We start from the raw sequence: 18,293 nt of genomic DNA on the forward strand, positions 1-18,293 counted from the left end.
CGGATGCCGCCGCCGCGCCCGACAGGGAGGAGAGCGCCGCCATGCCCCACGACGGCCAACCACCGGTGGACCGACAGCTGCCGACCGAGGAGGCCCGCGACCTGCTCGCGCTCGTCCGCGATCTGGCCCGCCGGGAGATCAGCCCCACGGCGGCCGAGGAGGAGGACGCCGGCATCTTCCCGCGCGACACCTTCGCCCTCGTCGGCGAGGCCGGACTGCTCGGCCTGCCCTACGACGAGGAGTACGGCGGCGGGAGCCAGCCCTACGAGGTCTACCTCCAGGTCCTGGAGGAACTCGCCGCGGCCCGCCTCACCATCGGCCTCGGCGTCAGCGTCCACACCCTCGCCTGCCACGGCCTCGCCCACTTCGGCAGCAAGGAACAACGCGCCGAGCACCTGCCCGCGATGCTGGGCGGCTCACTGCTGGGCGCCTACTGCCTGTCCGAACCCGCCTCCGGCTCCGACGCCGCCTCGCTGCGCACCCGGGCCGTCCGGGACGTCGCCGCCGGCGGTGACAACTGGGTGATCGACGGGACCAAGGCCTGGATCACCCACGGCGGCGTCGCCGACTTCTACACCGTGCTCGCCCGCACCGGCGAGGAGGGGCCGCGCGGTATCACCGCCTTCCTCGTCCCCGGGGACGCCGCGGGGCTGTCGGCCGCGCGGCCCGAGAAGAAGATGGGCATGAAGGGCTCGCCCACCGCGCAGGTCCAATTCGACGCGGTCACCGTCCCCGACGCCCGCCGCCTCGGCGACGAGGGCCAGGGCTTCACCATCGCCCTGTCCGCCTTGGACTCCGGCCGCCTCGGGATCGCCGCCTGCGCCATCGGCCTCGCCCAGGGCGCGCTGGACGAGGCGCTGCGATACACCATGGACCGGCGGCAGTTCGGCCGTCCGCTGGTGGACTTCCAGGGCCTGCGCTTCATGCTGGCCGACATGGCCACCAAGATCGAGGCCGGCCGCGCGCTCTACCTCGCCGCCGCCCGACTGCGCGACAGCGGAAGGCAGTTCTCCCGGCAGGCGGCCATGGCCAAGCTCTTCTGCACCGACGCCGCCATGCAGGTGACCACCGACGCCGTCCAACTCCTGGGCGGATACGGCTACACCGCCGACTTCCCGGTCGAACGCTACATGCGCGAGGCCAAGGTGCTGCAGATCGTCGAGGGCACCAACCAGATCCAGCGGATGGTCATCGCCCGGCACCTCGCCGGCCCGGAGAGCAGGCCGTAGCAGGCACGTAGCAGGCACGGAGCAGGCACGGAGCAGGCACGGAGCAGGCACGGAGCAGGTCGCGGCAACAAGAAGTGCCGCGCCCCGGCCGGGGCGCGGCACCAGCGGTCCGTCGCGTGCGCTACGCCGCCCGCTCCAGCGGCACCCGCAGGGGCCGCGAGCCGGGACCGCCCACGTGCGAGAACGGCTGGGTACGCCAGTCGAGACCGGCCGGAAGGGTCAACAGCACCCCGAGGTCCGGCTCGTCGGCCGCCGCCGCCTCACCGGCCGCCGGCCGGGCGTCGCGGGCGGCCCGCCCGGAGCCGGGGCAGACCGTCAGGCCGAACGGGTTCCACGGCGTCGGGCAGAGCGCGTGCTCGGGCAGCACGTCCTCGTCCGCGAGCAGCGCGATCGGGCGGGCACAGTCGGGGCAGGCCACCCGGTGGACGTCGTACGCCTCGTCGTCGAAGCCGTCCTCGGCGTCTGCCGTGATCAGCTCGAACGCCGGGAATCGTTCGTGCGCCTCCTCAAGTGCGGCCTGGCTGTGTTCCCCGCGATCCCCGCGATCCCCGCGTTCCCCGCGTTCTACGCCGCGAATCTGCCGTGCATGGGTACCCATAGCTACTCTCCCCCTCAGGATGAGCGCCCTCATCGGGGCCGGCCGGGCGCCTCGGCCTCGACCATAGCGAGCACTTCCCCTCAGCCACCCCCCGTAACCACCCCCGCACCTGTGAACGGAGACCGGGCATGTGGCCTTCGTCACACAGCACTCCACCGGGTCCGGCCCCGGCGATCCGCCGTACGCGGCCCGGCGCGGTTCCCGGTTACCGGAGGGATCCGCCGACCCTGTAGGTTCTGCGCTGTGGAGGAGCTGGACCGGCACATCGTGGAACTTCTCGTCGCCGACGGGCGGATGAGCTACACCGACCTGGGCAAGGCCACCGGCCTGTCCACCTCGGCCGTGCACCAGCGGGTGCGCCGGCTCGAACAGCGCGGGGTGATCCGCGGCTACGCCGCCATCGTGGACCCCGAGGCGGTCGGCCTGTCACTGACGGCCTTCATCTCCGTCGCGCCCTTCGACCCCAGCGCCCCCGACGACATCGCCGACCGTCTCGCCGACGTACCCGAGATCGAGGCCTGCCACAGTGTCGCCGGTGAGGAGAACTACATCCTCAAGGTCCGCGTCGCCACCCCCGGCGAACTCGAACACCTCCTCACCAGGATCCGCGGTCTCGCCGGTGTCTCCACCCGCACCACGGTGGTCCTCTCGACGCCCTACGAGGCCCGTCCGCCGCGCATCTAGCATGTGTTCGCGGTCCTCGCGGGCGCTCGCCTGCCCCGGGCCGCCGCGCCGGCCCCGGCCGCCGCCCACGCAGCCGGCACACGACCCTGGCCGGCGACCGAAGCAACAGCGAGGCAGAACCGCATGAACCGGACCACGTTGCTCCGCAACGGTTTCGTCTACAGCCCGGCCGACCCCTTCGCCACCGCCATGGTGGTCGACGGCGCCACCGTCGCCTGGATCGGGTCCGAGGGCGCCGCCGACTCCTTCGCCACCGGCGTGGACGAGGTCGTCGACCTCGACGGAGCCCTGGTCACCCCCGCCTTCGCCGACGCCCACGTCCACACCACCGCCACCGGCCTCGCCCTCACCGGCCTCGACCTGGGCGACGCCGACACCCTCGCGGACGCCCTGGCCCGTACCGGCGCGTACGCCGTCGCCAACCCCGGGCAGCAGGTCCTGCTGGGCCACGGCTGGGACGAGACCCGCTGGCCCGAGGGGCGCCCGCCGACCCGCGCCGAACTCGACGCCGTCACCGGCGGGCGGGCGGTCTACCTGACCCGCACCGACGTGCACTCGGCGGTCGCCAGTACCGCGCTGCGCAGGGGCGTCCCCGGCATCGAGGCGCTGCCCGGCCACGACCCGCAGGGCCCGCTCACCCGCGACGCCCACCACGCCGTACGCCGTGCGGCCCACGACGCCGTCACCCCCGCCCAGCGCGAGGCCGCCCAGCGGGCCGCGCTGCGCCACGCCGCGTCCCTGGGCATCGGTTCCCTGCACGAGTGCGCCGGGCCCGACATCTCCTCCGAGGACGACCTGACCGGCCTGCTGGCGCTCGCCGCCGACGGGTCCGCGCCGAGGGTCTTCGGCTACTGGGCCCAGGCCGTCACCACCCCCGCCGACCTCGACCGGATCCGCGCGCTCGGCGCGACCGGCGCCGGGGGCGACCTCTTCGTCGACGGATCCCTCGGCTCCCACACCGCGTGCCTGCACGCCCCCTACGCCGACGCCGCCCACACCGGCACCGGCTACCTCGACGCCGCCGCCGTCGCCGACCACGTCGCCCTGTGCACCGAGGCCGGGGTCCAGGCCGGCTTCCACGCCATCGGTGACGCCGCCGTCGCCACCGTCACCGAAGGCGTACGCAAGGCCGCCGAACGCACCGGCCCCGACCGGGTCCGCGCGCTGCGCCACCGCGTCGAGCACGCCGAGATGATGACCCCCGCCACCATCGCCGACTTCGCCGACCTCGGCCTCGTCGCCTCCGTACAGCCGGCCTTCGACGCGGCGTGGGGCGGCGACGGCGGCATGTACGCGCGGCGCCTCGGCGCCGACCGGGCCCGCACCCTCAACCCGTACGCCGCCATGACGCGGTCCGGCGTGCCGCTCGCCCTGGGCTCCGACAGCCCGGTCACCCCCCTCGACCCCTGGGGCACCGTCCGGGCCGCGGCCTTCCACCACAACCCGGCCCACCGCATCTCGGTCCGGGCCGCCTTCACCGCCCACACCCGGGGTGGCTGGCGCGCCGTCGGCCGGGACGACGCCGGTGTCCTGGTCCCCGGCGCCCCCGCCGACTACGCGGTCTGGCGCACCGGCGACCTCGTCGTCCAGGTACCCGACCAGCGGGTCTCCAACTGGTCCACCGACCCCCGCTCCGGCACCCCGGGCCTGCCCGACCTCACCCCCGGCACCGCCCTGCCCACCGCGCTGCGCACCGTGGTCGCCGGACGTACGGTCTTCGAGCGCCCGAACGGGTGACGCCACGCCGGTGCATGCGCCCGAACGGTGCCCGGTGAGCGGCCCAAAGCGATTCCGGCAGCCCCGCACTGACCTGCTGATTTGCGCAAACGGCGCAGGTCACACCGCTGTTGACAGCTGACGGTCGGGGGCGAGTAGGTTCGGCCGGGTCCACCGCAGCACGTCCGACCGGGATCCTCCGTCATCCGCCCTGGCAGCCAGGTCCAGTGCCTGGGGCACGGAGCGGGGCTCGCCACACGGCGAGATGCCGCCGGCCGGCAGGTGAGACCCGGGGAGGGACCCGGCGCCCAGTAGACAACGGCCTTGTCGCCGGCCCGCAGCCAGCGGGTCCCAGGTCGGCCCGAAGGGCGTCCGTGGCCCCTCCCCGCAGATCACCTCCGGCCCGGCACCGCCGTGCCCGCCGCAACCCCCCACCCCGGGCCCGCGCGTACCGCCATCCGATGTACGGTCACCTACAAAGTCACCACCTGCAAGGAAGGCCGCGACCGTGCGCGTGCGCCCCGATTCCGCACCGGCACCCGCCGGTACGGCAGCCACCGCCGCCCCGGCGGAACCGGCAGAGCCGCCAGGCCCCGCAGCGGATCCGCCGGCACCGGCCCGTCCGGGCATGCTGCGGCGCGCCCGCGAAGCGGCCCGGCGCCCGGCTGTCCCGGATCCGCCGGCAGTGCCGCCCGCAGCGGCCGAGCCGTCGGTGGGGCGGTGGGGACGGGCCCGGGGGGCTGCGCGCCGGGCGGCGCCGCGCTCGGCGGTCGCCGCTGCGCTCGGGCTGGCTCTGGCGGCCGCCTTCCCGCCGTACGACGTCTGGCCGCTGTCCCTGGTCTCCGTCGCCGGGCTGGCCCTGCTCGTCCGGGGGCGCACCGGCCGCCAGGGCGCGTGGCTCGGGTTCGCCTTCGGTCTGCCGTTCTTCGTCTGGCTGCTGCAGTGGCTGCATGTGGTCGGCTGGGACGCCGTGGTGGGCCTGTCCGTCATCGAGGCGCTGTTCGTCGCGGCCCTGGGCGCCGGCCTCGCGGTCACCTCGCGGCTGCCGGCCTGGCCGCTGTGGGGGGCCTGCCTGTGGGTCGCCGAGGAACTGGCACGTGACCGGCAGCCCTTCGGCGGCTTCCCGTGGGGCCGGCTCGCCTTCGCCAACACCGGCTCGCCCTTCACCCCGCTCGCCGCGCTCGGCGGCGCCCCCCTGGTGACGTTCGCCGTCGCCCTCTGCGGTGGTCTGCTGGCCGCCGGGGCCCTGGGCGCGTACCGGCTCCGTACGGGCGGCAGCCGTACCCTCCGCGCGGCGGCCCCGGCCGCCGGGGCGGTCGTCCTGGCCGGCGCGGTCCTGGCCTGCGGCTTCGCGGTACCGGTGCCCACCGACGCCGACGACAGCGTCCAGGTCGCCATTGTCCAGGGCAACGTCCAGCAGCCCGGGATGCACTTCCTGGGCCGCCCCCGGAAGATCCTGCAGAACCACGTCAAGGCGACGCTCAAGCTCGCCGCCGACGTCCGGGCCGGCAAGGTCGCCAAGCCCGACCTGGTGATCTGGCCCGAGAACTCCTCCGACATGGACCCGTTCGGCGACCCCGAGACCTACGCCGACATCGAGGAGGCCGTGAAGGCCGTCGGCGTCCCCGTCCTGGTCGGCGCCCTCGTCGACGGCCCGGACGTCTCCCACGTCCAGAACGAGGGCATCGTCTGGGACCCGGTCACCGGCCCCGGCGCCTCCTACACCAAGCAGCACCCGGTGCCCTTCGGCGAGTACGTGCCCTTCCGCACCGAGCTGACGAAGGTCATCAAGCGGCTCGACCAGATCCAGCGGGACTTCTACCCCGGCCGCGACACCGGCGTCCTCGACATCGCCGGCGCCAAGCTGGGCGACGTGATCTGCTTCGAGGTCGCCTACGACGAGATCGTCCACGACACCGTCAAGGCCGGCGCGCGTGCCCTGGTCGTCCAGACCAACAACGCCACCTACGGCCGCACCGGCCAGCCCGAGCAGCAGCTCGCCATGTCCCGGCTGCGCGCCGTCGAGCACGGCCGGGCCGTCGTCACCGCCGCGACCAGTGGCATCAGCGCCGTGGTCGCGCCCGACGGAACGATCGAGCAGCGCACGAAAGAGTTCACTCAGGACGTTCTCAGCGCGAAACTGCCGCTGCGTGACGAGCTGACGATCGCCGACCGAGTCGGCGTCGCTCCCGAGTGGACGCTCGCTATGGTGGGGCTCCTGTCCTGCGCCGCAGCCGTCGCGCTCGGCAGGAGGGGACGTACGAACGTGAACGTGAAGGGGCAGCAGCAGTGAGCGACGATGGGCAACAGGGCCGGCAGGGACAGCGCAGCTACGGCCCGCTGGGCAGGGTGTTGGTGATCATCCCGACCTACAACGAGGCCGACAACATCAAGCCGATCGTCGCCAGGGTCCGCTCCGCCGTTCCGGAGGCGCACATCCTGGTCGCCGACGACAACAGCCCGGACGGCACCGGCAAGCTCGCCGACGAACTCGTGGCCGCCGACGCCTCGGTGCACGTGCTGCACCGCAAGGGCAAGGAGGGCCTCGGCGCCGCCTACCTGGCCGGCTTCCGCTGGGGCATCGAGCAGGGCTACGGCGTGCTCGTCGAGATGGACGCCGACGGCTCCCACCAGCCGGAGGAGCTGCCCCGGCTGCTCACCGCGCTCAAGGGTGCCGACGTCGTCCTGGGCTCCCGCTGGATCCCCGGCGGCCGGGTCGTCAACTGGCCCCGGTCCCGCGAGATCCTGTCGCGGGGCGGCAGCACCTACTCGCGCCTGATGCTGGACGTGCCGATCCGCGACGTCACCGGGGGCTACCGGGCCTTCCGCCGGGAGACCCTGGAAGGCCTCGGCATGGACGAGGTGGCCTCGGCGGGCTACTGCTTCCAGGTCGACCTGGCGTGGCGCGCGGTCAAGGCCGGTTTCCATGTCGTGGAGGTGCCGATCACCTTCGTGGAGCGCGAGCGCGGCGACAGCAAGATGAGCCGCAACATCGTCGTCGAGGCACTGTGGCGGGTGACCGCCTGGGGCGTCGGCTCCCGGGTGTCCCGGATCGTCCGGGCCGGGAAACCGGGGCCGGGCGGAGCCAGGCACAATTGACCGTATGACGACTCCCGCCCCGCGCTCCCGCGCCCGTACGCTGCTGCCGTTGGCGGTGGCAGCGTGGGTGCTGCTCGAAATATGGCTGCTGATCGTGGTGGCCCGGGCGGCCGGCGGGTTCACGGTCCTGCTGCTGCTCCTGGCCGGGCTGGTGCTGGGCGCCCTGGCGGTCAAGCGGGCAGGCCGCGCCGCCTGGCGCAACCTGACGGCCTCGATGCAGCCGCAGCCGCAGCCGCCCGCCGGGGACGCCCCGGAGGGCATCCGGGAGGGCACCGGCCTGGCCATGCTGGGCGGCCTGCTGCTGATGATCCCCGGTCTGCTCTCCGACGCCGCCGGGCTGCTGTGCCTGTTCCCGCCCACCCGCTCGCTGCTGCGCAGGGCCTTCGGGCGCGGCCTGACGCGCCGGGGCGCCACCCAAGGCACGCCCGGTTCGCTGGGCGACCTGTTCCAGCAGGCCCGCACCGCCGACGAACAGCTGCGCATCCACCGCCCCGACGGCAAGGTGATCCAGGGCGAGGTCCTGGACCGGGGGGAGCCGGCGGGCGAGCCGACCGACGCCGACGGCAAGAACCCCGGGTCGCGGCGCCGCTAGGCGCCGCCTCCCGGGGTGCAGTGCGTTGTTTCCGGGCCCGCCCCTCACGGGCCCGTGCCTGGCGTCAGGCGGTCTTGCGGTTGTCGCGCGGATGCACCGCGATGTTCATGGCTCCGGAGCGCAGGACAGCCAGGCGCTCGGCCAGGACTTCCTCCAGCTCCTCCAGCGTACGGCGCTCCATGAGCATGTCCCAGTGCGTGCGCGCGGGCTTGGTCTCTTTCTTCTCCGGGCCCTCTCCGTCCACCAGGAGAGCGGTCTGGCCGCATGCGCGGCACTCCCACTCCGGCGGAATCTCGGCCTCAACCGAGAACGGCATCTCGAATCGATGTCCGTTCCGGCATGCGTACTCCACCGTCTGGCGCGGTGCCAGATCGATGCCGCGGTCGGTCTCGTAGCTCGTCGCCCCGAGTCGCGTGCCGCGGAGAGCTCGCTCACTCATGAATCGTGCCTCCCGGGCTTTGTCGCCCACAGGACAGGTGTCGCTGTCGTCGTCATCCGGTCAACGTCCGGTCGGCGGTGAAGATTCCCGCTTCTGGACATGCGTCGCCCGTCGTGCCGCCCCTTTTTGTACCCATCGGCGCCCGTTTTGTCACATCTAACGAGAGATATCACCCTGCGCCTTCCTGTCTTGACGCGCAGTAACGGTCCGTCCGACGAGCCAACGGCGTACACTACCGCCCCACACCCCGCAGGGCTAAATCGTCTCGGGGACCGGATTGCCCGCCGCCGCGATCGCCCGCCGCACCGGCACCCTCGCCAGCAGGACGAAACCGATCACGAAGAACGCCACCAACGAGATGATCGCGTCCCGGTAGCTGCCGGTCAGCTGGTATGTCAGCCCGAAGAGCAACGGCCCCAGCCAACTCGTGCCCCGGTCGCTCACCTCGTACACCGAGTAGTACTCGGCCTCCTTTCCGCGCGGCACCATGTGCGAGAACAACGACCGCGACAGCGCCTGGCTGCCGCCCAGCACCATCCCGATCGCCGCGGCCAGCACGAAGAACCACAGCGGCTCGCCCGCCGGCAGGAAGTAGCCGGTGCCGATCGTCACCGTCCAGGCCACCAGGGACCCCAGAACGGTCCGCCGGGCCCCGTAGCGCGCCGCGAGGCGGCCCAGCAGCAGGGCGCCCGCGATCGCCAGCACCTGCACCAGCAGGATCGCCGCGATCAGCGTCGACTGACCGAGGCCGAGCTCCTCGGAGCCGTACACCGACGCCTGGGAGATCACCGTCTGCACGCCGTCGTTGTAGACCAGGTACGCCAGCAGGAAGGCCAGCGTCAGCGGATACCGGCGCATGTCCCGCACGGTCGCCGCGAGCTGGCGGAAGCCCTGTCCCAGCGCGGCACCCCCGCCGCCGGTCCCGGTACCGCGGCCCGGCCCGTCCCCGTGCTCGCGCAGCCTCAGCAGCGGCACGATCGTGAACGCCCCCCACCACAGCCCCGCCGAGGCCAGGCAGATCCGTACCGCCATGCCCTCCGACATCCCGAAGGCGTCGTGCCGCAGGAACAGCACCAGGTTGGCCACCAGCACCAGCGACCCGCCCGCGTAGCCGAAGGCCCATCCCCGGGAGGAGACCGCGTCGCGCTCGTGCGGCTCGGCGATCTGCGGCAGGAAGGAGTTGTAGATCACCACCGACGCGGCATAGGCGACGTTGGCGACGACCAGCAGCCCCCCGCCCAGCAGATACCGGTCCCCGGACAGGAAGAACATCCCCGTCGTGGCCCCGGCCCCGATGAAGGCGAACCCGCCCATCAGCGGCTTCTTCCGTCCGGTACGGTCCGCCACCGCCCCCGCCAGCGGCATCACCAGCACGGAGAGCAGTACGGAGGCGGAGATCGCGTACGCGAAGTACGAGCCGGCCCGCACCGGGATGCCCAGGGGACGGACATAGCCGTCGGCGTCGGCCGCCGCCTTGGCGACCGTGGTCAGATACGGCCCCAGGAAGACCGTGATCACGCTCGCCGAGAAGACGGAGTTGGCCCAGTCGTAGAAGTACCAGCCGCGCTGTTCGCGCCGCCGCTCGCTCAGTACGGCGGCGTCGGCCGGTGCCGCGTCCGCCGTGCCGTGCGCCTCGCTCGTGTCCACCGTTGCAACTCCGCCGTCACCAGTGCCGATGTGACCGGCCATGATGCCATCGCGCCTTTCGCGGGTACGCGACTGCCCCCGGGCGCCGTGAGGCGGCCCGGGGGCAGGGCGGTCACACCTGGATCGCGGAGGTCCGCAACGATCAGGCCTGGCCGCCGTTCATGCGGCGCCGGCGCACCAGGTAGATGCCACCGCCGGCGGCGACCGCGAGCAGGCCGGTGCCCACCGCGGTCTCGGTGGTGTTCAGGCCACCGATCGAGCCACCGACACCGGTGTGCGGGCTGCCGGTCGGCGGGGACCAGTTGTCGCAGTCGTCATTGCCGCCGCCCCAGTCACCGTCGTCGTGACCGCCGCCCCAGCCGCCGTTGTCGTGCTTCCAGCCGCCGCGGCCGCCGTCACGCCCGCCGTCACGCCCGCTGTCCCACGAGTCGTCGGTGTTCTTGCCGTCCGTCGTCGCGGTACCGCTGCTCTCCTCCTCGTCCAGGGTGTTGAGTTCCTGGTTGTCGCGCTGGCCGGGGCGGTTGTTGCCGCCCCCGCCCTGCTCGTCGCCCTGCTGGTCGCCACGGCCGCCGCGGCCGCCGTCCCCGCGGTCGTTGTCACGGCCGCCCTGCCAGCCGCCGTCGCCCCGGCCGCCGTCGCCGCGCCCGCCGCCGTCGCCGCGCCCGCCGTGGTCACCCCGGCCGCCGTGGTCCCCGTGGTCCCCGCGCCCGCCGTGGTCGCCCCGGCCGCCGTGGTCACCCCAGCCGTCGTCCCCACCGCCCCAGCTGTCGTCGCACGGGTCGCCCCCGTGCCTGCCGTGGTCGCCGCGCCCGCCGTGGTCGCCCCGGCCGCCGTGGTCCCCGTGGTCGCCGCGCCCGCCGTGGTCGCCCCGGCCGCCGTGGTCCCCGCGGTCGTCGCGGTCACCCCGGTCGTCACCGCGGTCACCCCGGTCGTCATCGCGGTCGCCGCGGCCCCCGCCGTTGTTCCCGCCCCCGCCGTTGTTCACCGGGGGCAAGCCCTGCGCGCTGCGGACCTGGAGGATCGCCGTGCTGGTGCCCGCGGCGGCCGCGGGGGCGGCGCAGTTGATGGTGATCGTGTGCTGCCCCGGAGTGGCGTCCTCGGAGACATCGAAGCCACGGCTCGCGGGGGCCGCCGTGAACGCCACAGGGGCGTCCAGGGCGTCGCCGCTGAGCGTGCCGACGTTGCAGTCCGAGGTGATCGTCACGTGGCCACCGGCGCTGACGGTGTCCGGGGTGAAGGTGAGAGTGGCCGCCAGTGCGTTGGTTGTCGGCAGAACGACGGCGGTCGTGGTCAGCACCGCCCCGGCCAGAATGCGTGTTACACGCATGGGTTGAACCTCCTTGCGGACGGGGCAGGCGGGATTGCTTCCCTCGAGTCGAACTGCGACCGCGTCCTTGTTTCCATTGCGCGGGCGGCGGGGTCGTCCCGCATGTTGAGAAGATCTTGTCCGTACCCTCGGACGGACTATCGGAACAGCTGATGCGCCGACATATCCGCAGGTCGGGAGCGGTGCCGGAGCTGGTAGGAAACTTCTAAAGATCGTGGTCGAACGGGTGACGTCGTATCAGCCGTCACCCGACGGCCCGTCAGGAGACGGCGATTCGGACACCCGCCGCGACAACCCCCGCGTACAGTCGCGCGCCTGACGGACGCGGGTGGATCCCGTCGTTCCAGAGGCGCTCCGGGCAGCGGGAGACGGCTGTGTCCCAGTCCGCCAGAATGGCCGCCCCGCGGTGCCGTCGAACCCCGGCCGCGAGCGCCGCGTTGACCCGGGGCGCCCAGGAGCGGGCGGCGTGGACATTGACGAAGAGCACGGTCCGGGAGGGGCCCGCGACGCGCAGCACCCGCTCCAGGGTGCCCGCCGTGACATCGCCGTTCGTGCCGAGCCCGACGACCACGACCCGCCGCAGCAGGCCGGCGGCCGCCAGTCGCTCCAACACCTGTGGCGCGGAAGACATCTGACGCCCAATCACGGCATCCACCTCGATCCCGGGGAACCGCCGCTCCAGGGCGTCGGCCGAGGCCAGTATCACCGAGTCGCCGACGGCGGTGATGGCGGCGCCGCCGACCGCCCCGCGCCCCGCCGCCGTGCGCGCGACCGCGGCACGCCCGGCGGCGGCGGGGCGCGGGAGAGCGGTCCGCCGGGCCGCGATGGCCTGCCGGCCGGCCGCGATCTGGGCCTCCAGGCCACCGCCGGACGGGGCCCGCGACACCCCGACGCACGCGACGGCCAGCACCGCGGCACAGGCCGCCGCCACGCCCAGCACCGCCCGGGGCCGTCGGTCCGCGGCGGCCCGGACCCGACCGGCGGCGGCCTCGGCCCACCGGCGTGGACCCAGCCGGAGCAGGGGCTCCTCCAGCAGCCGGTACGACAACGCCGCCAGCGCCACCGGAAGGACCAGGGCGACCACCCTCCCCGGGGCCGAAACGGCCACCCCCGGCGCGGCGTTGGTGAGGCAGGCCAGCACCGGCCAGTGCCAGAGATAGACGCCGTACGAGCGCCGGCCCAGCCACACCAGCGGCCCGCGGCCCAGCGTGCGGCCGACGACGCCGGGCGCGCACGCGGCCACCGTCAGCGCGGCGGCGGCCAGACAGACGCCGACCAGGCCGCCCCGGTAGAGGAAGGTTCCGGTGCCGCTGACGTACACCGCCGCGAGAACCAGCGCCAGCAGCCCGGCGGCCCCCAGTCCGTCGATGGCCCGCAGGTACTCCGGCCGCCGCAGTGTCCCGGCCCGGGCCAGCGGCAGCGCCAGGGCGAGCGCGGCGCCCAGCAGCAGCCCGCCGCCGTGGGTGTCGGTGCCGTAGTACACCCGGGAGGGTTCCGTCCCCGGTTCGTGGAGGACCGCCATCGCCACGAAGGACGCGGCGGCCAGTGCCGCCGCGCAGGCCGCCTGGTGCCGCTGGCGGCGCAGCACCGCCATCACCGCCCACAGCAGGAGCGGCCAGCCCAGGTAGAACTGCTCCTCGACCGACAGTGACCACAGGTGCTGGAACACCGGCATCGCACCGAACCGCGCGAAGTACATGTCGTGTTGGGAGAGCTGCCACCAGTTGCTGCGGTAGGTCAGCGCGGCGGCCACCGCGCCCCGCAGGCCGTCCCGCGCGTCGCCGCCGGTCAGGGTGGCCGCGCAGGCGGTCACCGCGAGCACCAGCCAGAGCACCGGGAGCAGCCGCAGTGCCCGGCGCCGCCAGAAGTCCGCGAGCCGGATCCGGCCCGACCGCCAGTGGTCGGCGGCGAGCAGACTGGTGATCAGGTATCCGCTGATGACGAAGAAGAGGTCGACGCCCAGGAACCCGCCCCGCAGCCAGGGCGCGTGCACATGATGGACGACCACGGCGCCCACGGCCAGCGCCCGCAGGCCGTCCAGTCCGGGTGCCCGCCGTCGGTCGGTGTTCACCGGTCCACGGTGGGTCAGGTACGGCCCGGCCGCACGCCGCTGTGGTCCGATTGCCCGGGAGCGCGGCCCGCTTCAACCCGATCGGGTGATGCCCCGTTCGCCCGCCTGGGATCGCGCGGTACGCGGACCGCCCCTACCGTCGGATATGACGGGCCATCATGTGCCGTCGTACCGGCCGCAGCTGAAGCACAGTAAGGACCGTGATGCAGCGTTCTACCGGGGGCCACCCTCCTGTCATCAAGGTGTCGCGCGGGGGGACGTCCACCGCGCTCCGCCCGCCACTGCAGGCGCCCCGCCATCCCGGCGCCGCGCTGCCGCAGCGGCCTCAGCACCGGCTCACCCGCCGGGGCCGGCGGGTGGCCATCGTGGTGGCGGGGTCGGTGGTGGTGACGGGTCTGATGATGATGTTCGACGGCCTGAACGGCTCCGGCGGGCCGCCGCAGCCGGGCGCGGGGTCGGCCGCGCTCGGCGCGGACGGCGGGGGCAAGGACGCGGTGATGCCGCTGCCGGAGTCCCAGCCCCTGCGCATCAAAATCCCCGAGGTCAGCATCAACGCGCCGGTGATGAACGTCGCGCTCGACAAGCAGAAGACCATCGAGGCCCCGCCGCCGGGCTACAAGAACCTGGCCGCCTGGTTCAAGGGCTCGGTGTCACCCGGTGCCAAGGGCGCATCGATCATCGTCGGACACGTCGACAACGCCGACGGCCCCGCGGTCTTCTACGGCCTGGGCGCGCTGAAGAAGGGCGCCAGGATCGAGGTGGCCCGTGCCGACGGCACCACCGCGATCTTCACGATCTACGGCATCGAGGTGTTCGCCAAGAAGGACTTCCCCGCCAAGCGCGTCTACGGTGACACCGCCCGCCCCGAGCTGCGGGTCATCACCTGCGGCGGCACCTACTCCAAGGCCGGCGGCTACTCCGGCAACGTCGTCGTCTTCGCCCGGATGACCGGACGCAAGTGACGGGCCCCGCATCGCGAAGACCCGCAGGAAGAACTGGGCCAGCGGACCGATCGCCAGCGCGTAGGCCACGGTGCCGACCCCGAACGACCCGCCGAGGGCGAAGCCGACCGCCAGCACCGTGACCTCGATCCCGGTGCGCACCAGCCGTACGGAGCGGCCGGTACGGGCGTGCAGCCCGGTCATCAGGCCGTCGCGCGGGCCGGGGCCGAACCGGGCCGTGATGTAGAGGCCGGTGGCCGCGCCGTTGAGCACGATCGCGGTGACCAGCAGGGGAATCCGTACCCCCAGTGCGTGCGGCTGCGGCACCAGCCACAGCGTGGCGTCCATCGACAGCCCGACCACGAACACATTGGACACCGTCCCCAGGCCGGGGCGTTGCCGCAGCGGCCACCACAGCAGCAGCACCGCCGCGCCGACCACGATCGAGACGGTGCCGATGCTCAGCCCGGTGCGCTCCGAGACACCCTGGTGGAAGACATCCCACGGATCCAGACCCAGGGCGGCCCGCACCTGAAGGGCGGCACTGCCGCCGTACAGCGCCAGACCGGCGTAGAGATGAAGGACCCGCCGCCCGGTGTGCGACGCGGATTGGACCTGCACGGGAACCCCCAGTGGTCATATCGGTAGCGTTCGTGCCACCCTGTGGCCTGTGCAGGCCGCCCAACCATGGCCAATTCGCGGAAGGTGGACTGGAAGCGATGTCACAGTGGACCGCGTCGGTGGGAGCCCCGCATCTCGCCCGGCTGCTCGAACCCCGGCCGCAGCGGGTCGCCGGCAAGCGGGTACCCGCCTACCGCGGCCTCGCCGACGGCATCAGGGTCCTGGTCCTGGAGGGCCGGATCCCCGTCGCCGCCCGGCTGCCCGCCGAGCGGGAACTGGCGCTGGCGCTGGGCGTCAGCCGCACCACGGCGGCGGCCGCGTACGAGGCGCTGCGCGCCGAGGGCTTCGCCCGTTCCCGGCGCGGCGCGGGCACCTGGACCGCCGTGCCCGAGGGCCACGGGCTGCCCACCCGGGAACTGGAACCCCTGCCCCCGGACGCCGCCGGTACCGTCATCGACCTGGGCTGTGCGGCCCTTCCGGCACCCGAGCCCTGGCTGTCCCGCGCCGTGCGCGGCGCCCTGGACGACCTGCCCGCCTACTCCGCCACCCACGGCGACTTCCCGGCCGGCCTCCCCGTGCTCCGGGAGGCCGTCGCCGAGCGCTACACCGCCCGCGGCATCCCCACCCGCCCCGAGCAGATCATGGTCACCACCGGCGCGATGGGCGCCATCGCCGCCGCCGCCCGCCGCCTGAGCACCCCCGGCGAGCGGGTCGCCGTCGAGTCGCCCAGCTACGCCAACGTCCTGGAACTCTTCCGTGAGAACGGCTCCCGCCTCGTCCCCGTCGCCATGCGCGAGGACCTCGCCGGCTGGGACCTCGACGCCTGGCGCCGCGTCCTGCGCGACGCCGCACCCCGTATGGCCTACGTCATGCCGGACTACCACAACCCCACCGGCGCCCTCATCGACGACGCCCAGCGCCGGGCCCTGGTCGACACCGCCCGCGCCGCCGGCACCGTGATCGTCGCCGACGAGAGCATGGCCGAACTGGCCCTGGACACCCCGGCCGACGCGCCCCGCCCCATGGCCGCCTTCGACCGGGGCGGCACGGTGATCAGCGTCGGCTCGGCCAGCAAGGCCATCTGGGCCGGACTGCGCATCGGCTGGGTCCGGGCGGCCCCCGATGTCGTACGCCGCCTGGTCGGCGCCCGCGCCTACCTCGACATCGGCTCCCCGGTCGTCGACCAGCTGGCCGTCGCCTGGCTGCTGCGCACCGGTGGCTGGGACGAGGCCGTCGCCTCCCGCCGCGACCGGGCCCGCCAGTACCGCGACGACCTCGTCGCCGCGCTGCGCGAGCAGCTTCCGGACTGGGAGTTCTCGGTCCCCTCCGGCGGTATGACCATGTGGGTCCGCACCGGCGACGTCTCCGGCTCCCGGCTGGCCGTGGCCGGCGAACGCCTCGGTGTGCGGGTCCCCTCCGGCCCCCGCTTCGGCATCGACGGTGCCTTCGAGTCCTACGTACGGCTTCCGTTCACCGTCGGCGGGACCGTCGCGCGTGACGCGGTGGCCCGGCTGGCGGCGGCCGCGCAGGCGGTCCGCCACGGCGGGGGAGCCGACGGGGAGGGCTCGGGCCTGTTCGTGGCGTGAGCGGGACCGGGCAGGCGGACCGGGCCGCCGGACCGGCGTTCCGGTCGGCCGGTCAGGCCTCCAGTCCGAGATCGGCGGCGCGCCGCACCGGCTTCTCCAGCGACATGGCCTCGCCGGTGAGGTCGGCGACCTCGGGGGCCGCCGCCGTGGCCTCGGTGGGCAGCAGTGCCAGGACCGTGTCCCGCAGCGCCTGCGGCGTCTCCTCGTCGTACGGGTCCGGTGTGGCCGGTACCTGCAGCCGCAGCACCGGGCCCGCGCCGAGCCGGACGTACCCGCGTCCCGGCGGCACCACGGCCGCCGGGGTCGTGCACTGCGGGGCTCCCAGCACCAGCCGGGTCTCCTCGGCCGAGACGGCGCCGAGCACGACCCTGGCCCGGGTGTGCGTGGCGACGACACCGCCGAGCGCCTCCGCGGAGTCCAGCGAGTCGGCCACCACCACCGTCACCCCGGCGGCCCGGCCGTGGCGCAGCGGCACGTCCAGCAGCCCCTGCGGATCCGGCCGGCCCTCGGCGTGCGCGAGCTGGGTCAGCGCGGTCGGCCGGTCGGCGAGGATCCACAGCGGACGGCGGGTGTCCTCGGGCGCCGGGCGTCCGGCCTGCCGGGCGCGGTTGACCGCGATCAGCCGGCGCTCGGTCTCGTGCGCCGCCCACTCCAGCGTGGCGAGCGTCCCGGCGAGCCCGCTCTCCACGGCCAGGACGCCGGGCCGGCCGGCCAGACACGCGTACTCGCCCGTGCCGCTGCCGTCGATCACCACGATGTCGCCGTGGACCAGCGCCTGGAGGGCGACGGAACGCAGCAGGGTGGTCGTGCCGGTCCCGGGCCGGCCGAGCACCAGCAGATGGGGCTCGGCGGAGCGCGGGCCGGTGCGCCACAGCACCGGGGGAGCGTCGTGGACCTCGTCGCCGTCGGCCACCGGCACGGTGCGCTGCACCGCGTCGGCGTCGGTGAAGCCCAGCACCGTCTCGCCGGGGGCGGTGACGAAGCGCTGGGCGGCGATGCCGGTGGGCAGCGGCGGCAGCGCGGTCAGGGCGACGCGGTTCTCCTCCTCGTCCCAGTCGAAGCGGTACTCCCGGCCGCGGCCGGCCTTGGCGTTGAGCACCTGCTCGACGCGGGCCCTGGACGCGGCCTCGCCGTCGGTGAAGTACGCCGGATAGCGCAGCTGCAGCCGGACCAGCCGGCCGTCCTCGAAGCCGTACGCGTCGAAGGCCGTCTGCCAGTCCCCGTCGTGCGTGTACATCGGGCCGGGGTCGGCCGGGTCGGACAGATAGGGCACCAGCGCGTCGTACAGGGACTTCAGCCGGGCGGCCTCGGCCTCGCTGGGTCCGGCCGGGGCGGCCGGGGCGTGGTCGCGGCCCATCCAGGCGGCCGAGCCCATCAGGGTGGCCACCGCCAGATAGGGGCCGTACGGGAAGAGCACCACGACCAGGCCGATCGCGGCGACCAGCAGCAGTGCCGGGCCGCGGCGGTCCTTCGGGGTGCGGGCCCACCAGGCGCGCAGCCAGCCGGCCTGGTGGCCCATGCCGAGCAGGATGACGATCAGCGGGTGGAACACGTCGGCGGCGCTCTCGGCCGCCGACCGCGCGACATCGCGCCCTCTGGCCAGCGAGGGCCGGCCACCGTCGACGAGGCGGCCCAGCGAGGGGCGGCTGCCGTTGAGAATGCCGGGGAGGGGTCGCCTGGCCACGTGGTGCTCCAGAGGGTTCGTCGCAGGGAAGTCGGGGTGAGCCGGGGGAGACGGACCCG

The 18,293-nt window shown here is 74.1% G+C and carries 14 protein-coding genes and 1 pseudogene; 8 read left to right on the forward strand and 7 right to left on the reverse strand.

Annotated features, from left to right (window positions below; all coding sequences use genetic code 11):
- The first annotated feature begins 41 nt into the window (after window positions 1-41).
- Complete coding sequence (locus RWE79_RS35715) at window positions 42-1,229, forward strand: acyl-CoA dehydrogenase family protein (RefSeq protein WP_475944363.1); 1,188 nt, start codon at window positions 42-44, stop codon at window positions 1,227-1,229.
- 121 nt (window positions 1,230-1,350) lie between these two features.
- Here RWE79_RS35715 and RWE79_RS35720 read toward each other — a convergent pair whose 3' ends face one another.
- The gene (locus RWE79_RS35720) at window positions 1,351-1,827 is read right to left on the reverse strand and encodes a hypothetical protein (RefSeq protein ID WP_475944365.1); all 477 of its coding nucleotides are present in this window, start codon (window positions 1,825-1,827) and stop codon (window positions 1,351-1,353) included.
- 243 nt (window positions 1,828-2,070) lie between these two features.
- On the opposite strand from RWE79_RS35720, the gene RWE79_RS35725 reads away from it, so the two are divergent.
- The 5 genes from RWE79_RS35725 (at window position 2,071) to fxsA (ending at window position 7,918) form a co-directional block, all read left to right on the forward strand.
- The gene (locus RWE79_RS35725) at window positions 2,071-2,511 is read left to right on the forward strand and encodes an Lrp/AsnC family transcriptional regulator (protein ID WP_475944367.1); all 441 of its coding nucleotides are present in this window, start codon (window positions 2,071-2,073) and stop codon (window positions 2,509-2,511) included.
- A gap of 123 nt (window positions 2,512-2,634) precedes the next feature.
- Window positions 2,635-4,248 carry an amidohydrolase gene (locus tag RWE79_RS35730; RefSeq protein WP_475944369.1) on the forward strand — a complete coding sequence of 538 codons (1,614 nt, stop codon included), beginning with the start codon at window positions 2,635-2,637 and terminating at the stop codon, window positions 4,246-4,248.
- A 607-nt stretch (window positions 4,249-4,855) separates the two neighbouring features.
- Complete coding sequence (gene lnt / locus RWE79_RS35735) at window positions 4,856-6,520, forward strand: apolipoprotein N-acyltransferase (protein WP_475944371.1); 1,665 nt, start codon at window positions 4,856-4,858, stop codon at window positions 6,518-6,520.
- Window positions 6,517-7,326, forward strand: coding sequence for a polyprenol monophosphomannose synthase (locus tag RWE79_RS35740; RefSeq protein ID WP_475944372.1), 810 nt, complete (start codon window positions 6,517-6,519; stop codon window positions 7,324-7,326). Before lnt ends, RWE79_RS35740 begins: the two co-directional genes overlap by 4 nt.
- A 4-nt stretch (window positions 7,327-7,330) precedes the next feature.
- The gene (gene fxsA, locus RWE79_RS35745) at window positions 7,331-7,918 is read left to right on the forward strand and encodes an FxsA family membrane protein (protein ID WP_475944374.1); all 588 of its coding nucleotides are present in this window, start codon (window positions 7,331-7,333) and stop codon (window positions 7,916-7,918) included.
- Between the two features lie 64 nt (window positions 7,919-7,982).
- On the opposite strand, the gene RWE79_RS35750 is transcribed toward fxsA, so the two are convergent.
- The 4 genes from RWE79_RS35750 to RWE79_RS35765 form a co-directional block, all read right to left on the reverse strand.
- The gene (locus RWE79_RS35750; protein WP_127359507.1) at window positions 7,983-8,357 is read right to left on the reverse strand and encodes an RNA polymerase-binding protein RbpA; all 375 of its coding nucleotides are present in this window, start codon (window positions 8,355-8,357) and stop codon (window positions 7,983-7,985) included.
- Window positions 8,358-8,612: 255 nt separating this feature from the next.
- Entirely contained in the window at window positions 8,613-10,046 is a 1,434-nt protein-coding gene (locus RWE79_RS35755; RefSeq protein ID WP_475944377.1) for an MFS transporter, read from the reverse strand.
- Window positions 10,047-10,146: 100 nt separating this feature from the next.
- Window positions 10,147-11,331, reverse strand: coding sequence for a hypothetical protein (locus RWE79_RS35760; protein ID WP_475944379.1), 1,185 nt, complete (start codon window positions 11,329-11,331; stop codon window positions 10,147-10,149).
- 259 nt (window positions 11,332-11,590) lie between these two features.
- Complete coding sequence (locus RWE79_RS35765; RefSeq protein WP_475944381.1) at window positions 11,591-13,402, reverse strand: acyltransferase family protein; 1,812 nt, start codon at window positions 13,400-13,402, stop codon at window positions 11,591-11,593.
- Window positions 13,403-13,800: 398 nt separating this feature from the next.
- Between RWE79_RS35765 and RWE79_RS35770 the strand changes: the two genes are divergently transcribed.
- Window positions 13,801-14,364 carry a class F sortase gene (locus RWE79_RS35770; protein ID WP_475946311.1) on the forward strand — a complete coding sequence of 188 codons (564 nt, stop codon included), beginning with the start codon at window positions 13,801-13,803 and terminating at the stop codon, window positions 14,362-14,364.
- Here RWE79_RS35770 and yczE read toward each other — a convergent pair.
- Window positions 14,350-14,976 (reverse strand): annotated as a pseudogene (gene yczE / locus RWE79_RS35775) (membrane protein YczE); the annotation flags it as partial. The gene RWE79_RS35770 and the pseudogene yczE overlap by 15 nt on opposite strands.
- Window positions 14,977-15,062: 86 nt before the next feature.
- Between yczE and yczR the strand changes: the two are divergent.
- A complete protein-coding gene (gene yczR / locus RWE79_RS35780; protein ID WP_475944383.1) occupies window positions 15,063-16,550 on the forward strand; it encodes a MocR-like transcription factor YczR in 1,488 nt (495 codons plus the stop codon).
- Window positions 16,551-16,602: 52 nt separating this feature from the next.
- On the opposite strand, the gene RWE79_RS35785 is transcribed toward yczR, so the two are convergent.
- Entirely contained in the window at window positions 16,603-18,234 is a 1,632-nt protein-coding gene (locus tag RWE79_RS35785; protein WP_475944385.1) for an ATP-binding protein, read from the reverse strand.
- Window positions 18,235-18,293 lie beyond the last annotated feature (59 nt).

It is taken from the genome of Streptomyces sp. RLA131, from assembly GCF_056270125.1.